This window comes from Furfurilactobacillus rossiae DSM 15814 (assembly GCF_000428925.1).
In the GTDB taxonomy this organism is placed as follows: domain Bacteria; phylum Bacillota; class Bacilli; order Lactobacillales; family Lactobacillaceae; genus Furfurilactobacillus; species Furfurilactobacillus rossiae.
In genome coordinates this window covers 14,721-27,453 of record NZ_AUAW01000028.1, presented here as the reverse complement: position 1 = coordinate 27,453, position 12,733 = coordinate 14,721, and the positions used below count along the sequence as shown (strand labels likewise).

15 protein-coding genes are annotated in these 12,733 nt (G+C 42.2%); 7 read left to right on the top strand and 8 right to left on the bottom strand.

Annotated elements, in window-relative coordinates; all coding sequences use genetic code 11:
* Positions 1-127 precede the first annotated feature (127 nt).
* The 3 genes from G400_RS0112335 to G400_RS0112325 all read left to right on the top strand — a co-directional run bounded on the left by G400_RS0112335 (position 128) and on the right by G400_RS0112325 (position 2,722).
* Entirely contained in the window at positions 128-1,081 is a 954-nt protein-coding gene (locus G400_RS0112335; RefSeq protein WP_017261001.1) for a hypothetical protein, read from the top strand.
* 275 nt (positions 1,082-1,356) lie between these two features.
* Positions 1,357-1,488 carry a hypothetical protein gene (locus G400_RS16580; RefSeq protein ID WP_017261002.1) on the top strand — a complete coding sequence of 44 codons (132 nt, stop codon included), beginning with the start codon at positions 1,357-1,359 and terminating at the stop codon, positions 1,486-1,488.
* A 931-nt stretch (positions 1,489-2,419) separates the two neighbouring features.
* A complete protein-coding gene (locus tag G400_RS0112325) occupies positions 2,420-2,722 on the top strand; it encodes a hypothetical protein (protein ID WP_017261003.1) in 303 nt (100 codons plus the stop codon).
* A gap of 93 nt (positions 2,723-2,815) precedes the next feature.
* Here the strand turns inward: G400_RS0112325 and G400_RS0112320 are convergent, their stop codons facing one another.
* The 5 genes from G400_RS0112320 to scrK all read right to left on the bottom strand — a co-directional run bounded on the left by G400_RS0112320 (position 2,816) and on the right by scrK (position 6,271).
* Positions 2,816-3,064, bottom strand: coding sequence for a hypothetical protein (locus tag G400_RS0112320; RefSeq protein ID WP_017261004.1), 249 nt, complete (start codon positions 3,062-3,064; stop codon positions 2,816-2,818).
* 35 nt (positions 3,065-3,099) lie between these two features.
* Positions 3,100-3,924 carry an undecaprenyl-diphosphate phosphatase gene (locus G400_RS0112315; protein ID WP_017261005.1) on the bottom strand — a complete coding sequence of 275 codons (825 nt, stop codon included), beginning with the start codon at positions 3,922-3,924 and terminating at the stop codon, positions 3,100-3,102.
* Between the two features lie 229 nt (positions 3,925-4,153).
* On the bottom strand, positions 4,154-4,546 hold the full coding sequence (locus tag G400_RS0112310; RefSeq protein ID WP_017261006.1) for a VOC family protein: 393 nt from the start codon (positions 4,544-4,546) through the stop codon (positions 4,154-4,156).
* 33 nt (positions 4,547-4,579) lie between these two features.
* A complete protein-coding gene (locus tag G400_RS0112305) occupies positions 4,580-5,356 on the bottom strand; it encodes a hypothetical protein (protein ID WP_017261007.1) in 777 nt (258 codons plus the stop codon).
* 42 nt (positions 5,357-5,398) lie between these two features.
* Positions 5,399-6,271, bottom strand: a complete 873-nt coding sequence (gene scrK / locus G400_RS0112300; protein WP_017261008.1) for a fructokinase ScrK — start codon at positions 6,269-6,271, stop codon at positions 5,399-5,401.
* 543 nt (positions 6,272-6,814) lie between these two features.
* Between scrK and G400_RS0112295 the strand changes: the two genes are divergently transcribed.
* Positions 6,815-7,825: a zinc-dependent alcohol dehydrogenase family protein gene (locus tag G400_RS0112295; RefSeq protein WP_017261009.1), complete on the top strand. Its 1,011-nt coding sequence runs from the start codon at positions 6,815-6,817 to the stop codon at positions 7,823-7,825.
* 112 nt (positions 7,826-7,937) lie between these two features.
* Here G400_RS0112295 and G400_RS0112290 read toward each other — a convergent pair whose 3' ends face one another.
* The 3 genes from G400_RS0112290 to G400_RS0112280 form a co-directional block, all read right to left on the bottom strand.
* Entirely contained in the window at positions 7,938-8,423 is a 486-nt protein-coding gene (locus G400_RS0112290) for a GNAT family N-acetyltransferase (RefSeq protein WP_017261010.1), read from the bottom strand.
* A 33-nt stretch (positions 8,424-8,456) separates the two neighbouring features.
* A complete protein-coding gene (locus G400_RS15365; protein WP_017261011.1) occupies positions 8,457-9,440 on the bottom strand; it encodes a LacI family DNA-binding transcriptional regulator in 984 nt (327 codons plus the stop codon).
* Between the two features lie 90 nt (positions 9,441-9,530).
* A complete protein-coding gene (locus G400_RS0112280) occupies positions 9,531-9,737 on the bottom strand; it encodes a hypothetical protein (RefSeq protein WP_152323453.1) in 207 nt (68 codons plus the stop codon).
* 138 nt (positions 9,738-9,875) lie between these two features.
* On the opposite strand from G400_RS0112280, the gene G400_RS0112275 reads away from it, so the two are divergent.
* From G400_RS0112275 to G400_RS0112265, 3 genes are read left to right on the top strand one after another with little or no spacing between them, the layout of a single operon-like run.
* Positions 9,876-11,147: a betaine/proline/choline family ABC transporter ATP-binding protein gene (locus tag G400_RS0112275; RefSeq protein WP_081495803.1), complete on the top strand. Its 1,272-nt coding sequence runs from the start codon at positions 9,876-9,878 to the stop codon at positions 11,145-11,147.
* 2 nt (positions 11,148-11,149) lie between these two features.
* The gene (locus tag G400_RS0112270) at positions 11,150-11,794 is read left to right on the top strand and encodes an ABC transporter permease (protein ID WP_026017058.1); all 645 of its coding nucleotides are present in this window, start codon (positions 11,150-11,152) and stop codon (positions 11,792-11,794) included.
* On the top strand, positions 11,794-12,732 hold the full coding sequence (locus tag G400_RS0112265) for an osmoprotectant ABC transporter substrate-binding protein (protein WP_017261015.1): 939 nt from the start codon (positions 11,794-11,796) through the stop codon (positions 12,730-12,732). The genes G400_RS0112270 and G400_RS0112265 overlap by 1 nt, the downstream gene beginning before the upstream one ends.
* The last annotated feature ends 1 nt before the right edge of the window (position 12,733 follow it).

The following is a 12,733-nucleotide window of genomic DNA, read 5'->3' as shown; positions in this document are numbered from 1 at the left end:
TCCTTATAGCTGGTTGGAATTAACTACTACCATTGTAAGAGATTGCTTTGGGCCTTTTTTTATTTTTGTTCGGATTAATTATAGAATTTGCCATATATTATAGTTTTTTAAACGGAGCGTATATATTATGGGTGTTTTAGGAACGACTATTAGTGCTGTAGTTGCTGCTGGCGTAGGGGCTATTTTTGCGTCGGTTAGGACTGACCGTAACGCAAAATATTTGGGGTCGGATTGGCGTCAAAGACTAGAAAAGCTATGCGAATTAGATAGAATAAAACCTTCAAATTTGAGACAATTGCGATTTTCAGTTAATACACATATGGGAAACGAATATTTTGACTCATTCGATGTAAGCATTGGTAATATACGAGGTTACAATCAAAAGGCACATGAAGAGAAAACAAATTTTAAAGAGTGTCTAAAATGGATATGTCCATGGCACTTACCGGCGAACAAGGTAATAGTTCATACCGGTTATTTTGATCAGTTGATTATCAATTTTTGTGACAAGGCTTTGAACAAAAATAATCAAATATGGTGGCATGGCGATAAAACGTTAAAAGATGCTTATGCTGATACTTTTCGTCAATTCTGTGCCTTACTTCTTAAAGCTCAATGGGTTGTATTGGATCAAAAAGGTAGATTTAAATACCAAATGCTGACACCTAAGCGTGGTGGGGATGATGCACTCCTTGAAGGCTACTGGATTATAAAGAAAAACCTGCCAGACGAGTTACATGATTTAATGGGTAACGCAGGCAGGGACGAAAAAGATCGTGAGAAGCAAATATATGGATATATTGATCTCGTAGAAGTTGCTCCGAAGCCTTGGCTGGAACGCTGGATAGTGAAATTGTATTCTTTGCTTGCTTTTCTTCTGTGTCCAGCCATTGCATGGATTACTACTGGGCTTTTTCTCCACCAGACAATTAGCAAAATTAGTTGGTGGATTGCCGTAGGATTAGCGACAGGAGTAGTCGTTTCCATCATTTTTAGACTGGTTGTAATTTTTGGATATTGTGACAGGTATGAGCAACAGCGCCTTAACTGGAGAGAGACGGAAGAATCAGGTAATAAGTAATAAAGTGTACAATTTATACTGGCAAATACAAAATAATGACCCTGTCTTATCAGTTTTAATCCTAGAAAATAGCCCTTTTTCACGCAATGACCTGATACTCGTGAAAGAGAGCTATTTTCTATAGGTTTTTAGTTAAAATTTTTGATCTGGTAATATTACCTGTGAAAAAGAGCCGTAATAAACTCTTAAAGAAAGTGTGCAGCTAACAGGAATTTGCTATAATAAAAACTGATGTTAAAAGTAGGTGGCCCGTTTTCAAACGTGGAGGTGATGCAATGCTCGAAAGTTTACGAAGGGATGCACAAGCATTGAAAACCAAGGATGTTCTTGCACTGATGCTGCAATCGGCCACTTTTGTTGCGGTTCTGATTAGCACCGTCATTGCAATCGTTGAATTAATGCAATAAAAAAGCCCTTTAAACTATCACGGTTTTAAAAGAGGGCTTAAATCTTATTATAAAAAGTAAATCTTGAAAACTGTCCCTATACTTAAAACGTCAATCTGAGATGTTCTAGTTCATACCTAGAGCATCTTTTTTTGTTCTTTGCAACGTTCCTTATGTAAGGAATTATACAGTCAGGTTTCCAAAACATCAACCTTTTTTCCGAATTCGCAAAATGATAAATTACATTGAGTTGGGTCTAATATGGGCTTATAATCGCTGTTAAATAAAGGATTCTCTGTATACAGAGAAAATAATCATAATGTTATTTATTCAAGAATTTTCCTTATACGCAAAAAGGAACTTTTTTTAATTTAAAAGCATTTAGCAGGTCTGATTGACAAATTAAGCCCTAACTTCCAATTATGGAGGTTAGAGCTTTTTTTGCATTTTATGAATAATTTTTATCTTCTCAAAACTATGTATTTTCCGTTATGCCTGCCAAAACCGTGTACCAAACCGTGTACGATTTTACATATTTCTATCTAATTCTATCCAATTATTTATGATATAATTTCATTTGAAAACATTGATATAACGGCTTCAAACGTTGATGCAATGGGCTTTAGTAAATATGTCAGATTTTCCAGTATACCCAATTATTGCGTTCACAAGAACGCCGGTATCAAAGGAGTTCTAAGCCTTCTTTTCAGGACCGTGTACGATTCGTGCACACGATTGAAGGTTTAGAACTCTTTTTTGTTTTCAACTAACATGTGTCGCGTATTCGGATTGTCACTAATGATTTTCAATCAAGTCCGGTCAGACATGAGACACATCGAATTTTAAAAAATGACCAGGTGATTTTATTAATTACTACATTGCAAGCTCGTTTGCTAACATCCAAACGGTCCGTGAAGTTGCGAATCGTTTGAACCAATCTGGATATCAAAATATGTATGATTGGACCACTAGCAAAGTAACTGATCTTGAAGATTTGAAAAAAATTGCGATTCGTGAGAAAGCGGCCGTAATGAACTGCGATGTGTTTATCATGATTTATCCAGCCGGGAAGAGTTCGAACACGGAACTTGGGTTAGCGCTGGCTGCAAATAGAAAGATATTCATTTATGCAACGAATCATGATATTTTAGATGTTGCCAAAACGAGTAGCTTTTACCAACTACCAGAAGTTACGGTAGTTTTCGGCAACGTTACTGAGCTTACATCATTGGTTCTGCACGACAATATTGAATGATGCTGTTAGATTACTTGTTAGATGTAATATTATTGAATGCTAAATTAAAAAAAGTCGGCCATCTTCTGGTCGGCTTGTTTTCTGCTTAACTAATTACAGTTGACCACTGAGGTGCTGATGCTGCTGGTTCAAGCTATGACGCCACAAATGGTGAATCGCACGTAGCGCCCATCCCAGCACCATCAGCAACCAACCAATCGTACCAAGGTGAATCGCAAATTGAATGTGGACGGGCGATAGAAGTAAAGCATCAAGACCAGCTAATAAGCCCCACAAAAAGAAGAAGACACCGGCACCAAACGGAATTTGGTAGACAAGTTTTAAAGCCATCGTTTTCAACATGATAATCCTCCATTTCATGATTAATAGTTAGCAGATTAGGCGATTAGAAAATAAAGAATAACGACGATTCCTAAGATAATTCGGTACCAACCAAACGGTTTGAAGCTGTTTGTTTTGACATAATCGAGCAACGCTTTGATCGCAATATAGGCGGTAACAAAGGATACGACAACGCCAGTTAACAAAATTAGACCTTCCTCGCCAGCGAGCGTGCCACCATGCATGAAAAATTTAAGCAGTTTGAGCAGTGTGGCGCCAAACATGGTTGGAATGGCGAGAAAGAAGGAAAACTCAGTGGATGCCAAGCGTGAGGCACCGAGAAAAATACCGCCAAGAATCGTTGCGCCAGAACGTGAGGTTCCGGGAACAAGAGATAAGAGTTGAAAACAGCCAATTAGAAAGGCAATACGATAGGAAATTTGCGGGACTGTTGAAATGGTGGGCGTCAGTGTGGCATTGTGGTTTTCCACGAGGATAAACAAAATGCCGTACAGAATTAGCGTGATGGCGACAACAACCCAGTTCATTAAGTGAGCGTCCATCCAATCGTTGAGTAATAGGCCAACGACTACGGATGGGAAAACGGCAAAGATGACTTTCCCCCAAATTTGCCAAGTGGCTTGTCGTTCAGCCAATGTTTTACGAGGCGAAAAGGGGTTCAACTTATGGAAATAGATGATCACAACGGCAAGAATTGCGCCAAGTTGAATGGTGACGTTGAACATATTAATGAATGCGGTGGACTGATGTAACTTAATAAACTGGTCGGCTAGGATAAGGTGACCGGTTGAACTGACTGGCAAAAACTCGGTAATGCCTTCAATAATGCCTAAAAGAGCTGCTTTGATGATATCTAACACGTTGGTTTCCCCGCTTTTTGTAATTAGTTGATTGGTGGGTAATGGATGATGCTAATCAACTTTTAGCCACAGTATAACGGAGCAATGTAATGACTTAATGTCGGGTTCATATTGACTATGTAAACGTTTGGTAAAGGTCGGGATAACACAGTAGGCCAAAAAAAAGTTTGCCGTTTTAAATTGGCAAACTTTTTTGTGTTTTTATATTCAACTTTTTGAGATGCTGTTTTTATGCAGTGAGGATTTGACAAAATTCAACAATCTCACCATTAGGTCCCTGGATATTAAAGTATTTAATTCCGTGGTCCCAGAAGGGCAATGATTGAACTTCGTGGTCAATCATCGTGAAACCAGCATCTTTAGCAACAATGAAGGCTTCGTCCGCATTGCTAGTATTTAAGGAAATATGATTGATTGCACCGGGTTTCATTGGCGTTTCATCAGCAGTCCAAGTTTCAATGGTGAGGTGGTTAAGCGTCATGAAGGCAACTTGACCGTCGCCATTCTTGAATTGGCCCCGTTTGGTAAAACCGAGTGATTCCCAAAAGGCAATGGATTTAGATAAATCTGTCGTTGGAATACCCACGTGTTGAACGTCGTCGATAAAATTTGTAATTTTCATAATGAAATCCTTTCAAGTTTGAGTGATTTTTGGTTAAGCATTCGTTTGTTTCGAAGGGGATGGTGTGGCGTTTTCTGCATGACCAACATCCAACGCTTGATGCTTTAAGTTGGGGAACACAACACGGTCCGCAATTCCCGTGATGCCGCCTTGAAAGACGAAGGCAAACAGGGTGCCAATCCCAAAATTAGTGAAGTCACGGGTGATGGCAAACGCAATGATGGCCATGATGGTCGGTGGAATGTAAGAAGCCCACATTGCTAGGTTGGCGTTACCACGACAGTATTTAAAGCGAAGAATTTGCATTAAATCATCGGCTGGATGCAAAACGAGGTTGACGCGTTGGTAAATTGAAATTGCGATGGCGATGAGTGCGACGCCGAGAAAATTTAAAATAACGTAAAAGCTAATCATCCAAATGCCATGAGCCTGTGGGAGACCAGCAAACAATTGTGGATAAACACCGTTAAAGAAATCCGCAAATAGTTGAATCAGGGCCGAGAAGGGCACCATAAAGATCAAGTTACCGAGAGCCCGACGCCATTCCCATTTGCCAACCAAAATAGCGTTTAAGACGGTGGTTAGCATCCCAAAGATAAGAAATGCCCAGAACAGGTTCCAGTGAATGGCAGTCCCTAAATTGGCTTCAGCAGCTGTCCAATACGCGGAACCAAGAAAAGATGGGTGAATCTTTGACGACGTGACCAGAGTTAAGACATTTCCCGCCGAGTTAATTACCAATGAAAGAATGAAGAGGCCGATTGAAGATCCCATGGAAATGGAACGACCATTGTTTGATTGTGTCGTCATGTTGAAAACTCCTCACTTAATATAAGACCGAAGAAAAACGCGTTATGCTTGTAGTTCTCGTAATGCTAATGCAAAGTTACCTAGTGTTGCTGAGCCGTTATGTTTAATGGCAGGCATGGCGATGTAATCGTCAAGATTACCAACATTAACGTAGTCGTTTAGAAGTTCACTAAACTGTTGGCGCACCTTCTTTAAAAATGGCTCACTGACTACGCCGCCTCCGAAAATGATTTTGCCAGGTCTCATAATTAGTGTGACCTGCAATGCTGCTTGGGCAACGTAATATGCCATGATGTCCCAGACATGGTCAGTTAATGGGACTTCCTTGCCAGGTTTGCCAGTCCGAGCTTCAAACGTTGGCCCAGCAACTAAACCTTCAAGACAGTCACCGTGAAATGGGCAAATACCGTTGAAATCGAGGTCATCAGGATGACGTTTGAGACGCACATGGCCCATTTCTGGATGACCCATTTCGCCAAGAAAGTCGCCATCAATAATGGCGCCAGCGCCAACACCGGTCCCAATGGTGTAGTAAACCAACGAGTTGATTCGTTCATTGGTTAGCGTTGACATAACGTACTCACCGTATGCCGAACCATTAACATCGGTTGTCCAAAACATGGGAATATCAAATGCTTCTTTTAATGTGCCAATGAAGTCTGTATCTGCCCAGTTTGGCTTCGGTGTATTTGTAATGTAACCGTATTTAGGATCGTTACGGCGTAGTTCAATTGGGCCAAATGAGGCCACCGATAGTGCTTTAATATCGAATTGACGAAAGTAGTCAATCGTTTTTTGGAGGGTTTCCGCCGGCGTGGTCGTGGGGAAACTAACAATATCCTTTGTTCGGTAATTTTCGTCGCCAACGGCACAAACAAATTTAGTACCGCCTGCTTCAACGCTGCCTAATAACATAGTGATGCTTCCTTTCTGATACTCAGTAAATGTAGTTGAGATAAAAATGTAGCTGATTAATTTAAAACTTGTAAGCGATTACAATGTCTAATCATAGCCACACACCAAAAAGAGAACAATCTTTATTTGAGGATATTGTTAACTTAATCACTAACCATGTTGATTGTTATACTCCCGTTGTGATGGGCTTTTAAAGGGGGTAAAGGAAATCAATTAGGTGGCTGTGAAAGCTGATGGACGGTCAAAGCACCGAGACAAACGTTTGTCTTTGAAAAGCAAAAAATCAGTATGAAAATGGTTGATCGTTTTCATGTAACTTGTTTAAAAACGCCGTAGACAAACGTTTGTTTTAAAAGCAGGAAAGGTGAGCTAAATACTGAAATAATAGGCCTGAAGCTGGTTAAGGCACCGCCTGGACATGATCGACAATTGAGGCCAATTCGGCTTAATTTGCTGTAAAAGTGGGTTGTTTCATCCCCGGTAAATTTTTACAATAGCGAATGTTATGAAATTCACATACAAATCAGAAACGGGGTTTATGAAATGAAGGCACTTGTTCTTGAAGGCTTAAAAGATATGAATGTGCGTGATATCGACGCACCTAAGGTTCCGGCCAATGAAGTAAAAATCCAAATGAAATATGCAGGTATCTGTGGCACGGATACGCACCTTTATCAAGGCCTACCAGGTTCAGCTCAGGCAACACCACCAATTGTTTTAGGTCACGAAAACTCAGGTCAAGTGGTCGAAGTTGGTGCCGACGTCACGACAATTAAAGTTGGCGATCGGGTGACCATTGACCCGAATATTTACTGTGGTCATTGTCGTTACTGCCGTGAAGGTCGTCCACAATTGTGTGAGCACTTGTCGGCCGTTGGTGTAACACGGAATGGTGGACTTGCAGAATTTGTTACTGCACCAGAATCTGTCGTTTACCCAATTCCTGACGAACTCTCTTTTAAGGCTGCCGCTTTAACCGAACCAGTTAGTTGCGCCGTGCATGGGGTGAAATTACTAGATTTAGATCCTGCACAACATGTGTTAATTATTGGTGATGGTTTTATCGCGCAACTCTTTACAGCGATGATTAAGTCATTGGGTGTGACACATGTTGATGTTAGTGGTCACAATGATCAAAAACGTGACCTGATGAAACGTTTGGGTGCTGAGAACGTTTATAACAACGGGACTGAAACTGTTCCTTCCGGGTATGACGTGGTCGTTGAAGTTGTTGGTGCACCAGCGACTCAAGCTGCTGCAGTAGATGCTGCAGGAAAGGGCGGTCAGGTCTTGATGTTTGGGGTTGCTAACCCAGATCAAACATTTGCACTGAACTCTTACGACATTTTCCAAAAAGAACTGACGATTAAGGGTTCCTTCATCAACCCATATGCCTTTGAGGACTCATTGGCATTCTTGGCAGGTCATCAGGAATTGGTTGAATCATTAATTTCAGATGAATTAACCTTTGATCAAGTTGCTGATTTCCTTGGCGGCAAGTTTGATCACAAAGTCAACAAGGCCATCGTTAACGTTAGCGAAAGTGTCAAATAGTTAAGTAATATTTTTACAGAATTAAATCTTTGTTGTATGCAAAAAAAGCACGTGTTACCTCACTCAAGAGTGAGGGGAACGCGTGCTTTTACTTACTACAGGATCTATTTAATTAGTGATGATCCGAATCTGTGTTTAAGATTAATTGCATTTCTACAAATGGATACTGACCACCATTTGTGGCTTGCCAGTGACGTTTTACTGGCATAAAGCCTAAGTTACGATAGCATGTTTGGGCGCGAATATTGAATTCAGCAACATCAAAAATAACAGTTTCTGGATGATAGTGTGTGTTAACAAAAGCTAAAATTAATTGGACAAATTGTTGACCTTTTCCTTGGTCCGTCAATGATGGTTTCATTCCGAGACCAACTTCAACGATTGATGGTTGATCAGTTGGCTCTACCATGAAAAAACCAGTTAACTGTCCTTCTGCAACTACCTGAAAGTAGTGATTCGCCCGTAATTTAGGGGAAAGTATCTCTTCGTAGTCTTCGGGGTCTGACGACATATCGTAAAAGTTGTATATGCCGTCATAATGCCAAGTATTCGCAATTAGCTCAGCGTTATTTTGAGTCAATGGGGCAATTGTGGTCATGGTCTATAGCGTCCTTCTGTTGGCTGTTGAGTACTAAAAGTTTTGGTGCAGCGTGACTGGTAAGCGTTGGGTCGTAATTGGTGCAGTCGGTGTCGCAATTCGATTAAGCAAAGTTGTCACAGCGGCGTGTCCAATCGCATATGTCGACTGTTGGACGGCAACCAGGTCGACATCGAGGTAATCAAACCAGCTGAGGTAGTCAAATGTGCCTAACTTAAAGGCGTCTAGCTTTCCCTGTTGCTTGAGCAATTTCATGACTTGGCTGAGGATAACACTGTCGGCAACTATCAGACTATCGATTTTTTCCTGTTGTAGGAGTTCGTTGAGCGCTTTAGCGGTGGCAGCGGGCGTATAGTCCGTTTGACGGGTGAGGTTACGTTTGGCTGGCAAACCGTTGTCTGTGAGTGCTTGTTGGTAGCCGTTGAGACGTTCGATTGCTGAAAAAGCGACCTGACTACCAATAAAACCAATCCGTTTGCTACCGGCATCAATCAAGCGTTGGGTCAGATCACGGGTAGCTACCGGATTATCCGTCAACACGGCGTCATAGTGATGAATGCTGTCTGCGTTGGGCACCCGGTCCACGAAAACAGTGGGCGTGGTTTGCGTTAATTTATCGTAATTATCAATCCCACCAGTACTGGCAATAATTAAGCCGTCGACCATCTGACCAGTCAGTGCATTTAAAAAACGCGTTTCTTTAGCGGCTTGTTCGTCCGTGTTAAACAACACCATGCGTTTGCCGGACAAAGCTAGTTCATCACCGATACCACGAAGAAGTTCAGTGAAGTAAGGATTAAGAATGTTGCTGACAATGATGCCAATTGTGTCTGTTTGTTGGTTACGAATACTTTGCGCTAACGTGTTTGGCTGAAAATTCATGTCTTCTGCAATTTGATGAATTCGTGCCCGCGTGGCAGGTGTCACGCGAGGACTATCCCTCAGAGCGCGAGAAACCGTCGACGGTGCCATCCCGACGCGTTTAGCAACATCTGCTAACGTTACGTGTTTTGCCATGTTAACTTCCTCCATTTGCAACATCAAGTGCCTATCATTGTGAATGATCAAACTAATTTTAGCATATCCATTTACTTGTAATAAGACGAATTAGTGGCGGAATAACAACTGCCATTCCAGCCACAGCCATAGGCCAAACAAGACCAGTATGTAAAGGGCGCACGCCCAGAAAGCAACGATAATAAAAGTGTTGATAACAAACATTCGGACAACCAACAACCCTAAGGCCAGAACAGAGGCAATGACCAACCGTCGTTGAATGGCGTCGAGGTGCTGACGAAGCTCTTGTTGAGACAAACTGACCAATCCTTCCTCTTTTCTTGCATTTTACACGCTGAACACGTTAGGGTGGTAGGTAACATCAATTAATTAATGAATTTAGGCAAGTAAATTTTTAAAACTAGAGAAAAAGGGTGAATAACCGTGTTCTTATCGATGAGCCACTTAAACAAGACATACTCCGGTAATAAGGTTGCCGTTGAAGATTTCAACCTGGAAATTGAAAAAGGCGAGTTTATCTGTTTTATCGGGACCTCTGGCTCCGGCAAAACAACGACCATGCGAATGATCAACCGGATGCTGAACCAAACTTCTGGCACAATCCAAATTGAGGGTCAGGACATTTCCAAGATGAATCCGGTCCAATTGCGACGCCGAATTGGCTATGTGATTCAAAATATTGGTTTGTTACCGCATATGACGATTCGTGACAACATCACGTTGGTGCCTCGCTTATTGAAGTGGTCTGAGGACAAACGTAATCAACGGGCTAAGGAAATGATCGAGATGGTGGAACTACCAGACAGCTTCCTAGATCGTTATCCAGCCGAATTATCTGGTGGGCAGCAACAAAGAATTGGTGTGGCCCGTGCATTAGCGGCTGATCAAGACATTATTCTAATGGATGAAGCCTTCAGCGCACTGGACCCCGTAACGCGTGAAATGTTACAGGACCTTGTAAAAAATCTGCAGCAAAAGTCTGGTAAGACCTTTGTGTTTGTTACGCATGACATGGACGAGGCGTTGAAGTTAGCAACGCGCATTGTTGTGATGTCTCACGGGAAAATGGTTCAAGTGGCAACGCCGGAAGAAATCTTGCGTCACCCAGCTAATGATTTCGTTGAAGAATTGATTGGTCGTGACCGACTTATTCAGGCTAAGCCAAGTATCACCACTGTTGGACAGGTGATGTTAAAAACGCCGGTTGCGATGGTTTCATCGGCCACTTTGGTGCAGGCATTGAAACTAATGCATGATCGGCGAGTTGATACGCTACTGGTGACGGATAAAGAGAATCATTTGCGTGGCTTCGTTGATATTGAGACCCTAAACGACAACTACTCACCAACCAAACAGTTGGGGGATATTTTTAACGAACGCATTTTCTATGTAAATGAGAATGCGGTAATTCGTGATACCGTGGATCGTATTTTGAAGCACGGTTATAAAAACGTGCCTGTTGTGGACGACGATGGCAAGCTGGTCGGTATCGTGACGCGTGCCGCGTTGGTGGACATCGTGTACGACGCATTGTTTGTCGATGATAAGTTGGATAGTACAGGCAATGACGATCAGGAGACGACGGGGATGACTCAACCGAGCGCTGAAAGTGCCACGAGTCAAACAGCTGAGTCTTCTCAAAGCCAGCAAACCGGGGCACACGCCAAAGGTACAGCAACGTCCGATGAGACAAAGGTGGGTGATTAATGATGATCACCTTCTTACAAAACTTTGGTGGCCAATTAATCTTCAAAACGTGGCAGCACCTGTATATTTCAGGAATTTCCTTGTTTCTTGGCGTAATCGTGGCGATTCCGCTTGGCGTTTTGTTGACACGATTTAAAAAGATTGCCGGGATTGTTATTGGGTTAGCCAGTGTCTTACAAACGGTGCCAGCGATGGCCCTACTAGCATTGATGATTCCACTGTTTGGTATTGGTGCTAAACCAGCTATTATTGCGTTGTTTATCTATTCGTTGTTACCGATTTTAAGAAATACGTATTTGGGATTAGAAGATGTGAATCCCAGCGTCCTAGACGCCGCTAAAGGGATGGGCATGAGCCAACTTGAGTCCATTCGAATGGTTGAGTTACCGCTGGCAGCACCGGTGATTATGGCCGGTGTCCGTTTGTCAGGCACTTACGTCATTGCGTGGGCAACGTTAGCTTCCTATATCGGGGCAGGCGGCCTTGGGGACTTTATTTTCAACGGTTTGAACTTGTACCGGGGTGACTTGATTCTTGGTGGTTCGATTCCCGTTATTATTTTGGCGCTAGTTGTGGATTATTTGTTGGGTCTGCTAGAAAAGGCTCTGACACCGCGAGTTATCGGCGATGAGGGGGGTCAAAACTAATGCGACATTTACAACGAAAAGTTTGGTCATTAGTCATTGTTGCGCTAGCCGGTGTGATGCTTTTGAGTGGCTGTGGTTTTCCTGGGCTCAACAACTCGTCAACAGGAACTGTTCGGATTGCTTCCATGTCGACGACGGAATCACAGATTATGGCAGAAATGTTAAAGGATCTGATTGAGCATGACACGAATTATAAAGCAACGATCGTTTCCAATTTAGGTTCAGGTAATGTTACCTTCAACGCGCAGAAACGTAATGATGCGGATTTATCTGCGGTGCGTTATACCGGGACAGACTTGGAGTCAATCATGGGCAAAAAGATTGACCGTTCTCGTACGCAGGCGCAAACGGATGCTTACGTTCATCAATACTTTAAAAAACATTATCACATGACTTACTTTCCCAGCTATGGATTTGCGGATACTTATGCGTGGATGGTGACGAAGGATTACGCCAAAAAGAATCATGTGAATACAGTTAGCGACTTAAAATCACATGCGAGTCAGATGAAAGTAGGGATTGATCCGATTTGGGAGAACCGTCATGGTGATGGTTATGCTGATTTTAAACGGACTTATGGTTTTTCATTTGGTGATTTGTATCCCATGCAAATTGGCTTGGTTTATGAAGCACTGTCACAAGGCCGGATGGACGCCGTGTTAGGCTATTCTACCGATGGACGAATTAAGAGTTATAACTTAAAGGTTTTAAAAGACAATAAGAATTTCTTCCCGCCTTATAACTGTAGTGTTGTGGCCAACGATGCTGCCCTAAAGCAGTATCCTCAACTTAAAAAGACACTGCGTAAGCTGAATGGCAAAATCAGTTTGAACACGATGCAAAAGTTGAATTACGAAGTGGATAATAATCTTGAGGAACCTGCGACGGTTGCCAAACGTTATTTGCATCAACATAATTATTTTGAAGGAGGCCGGTAAT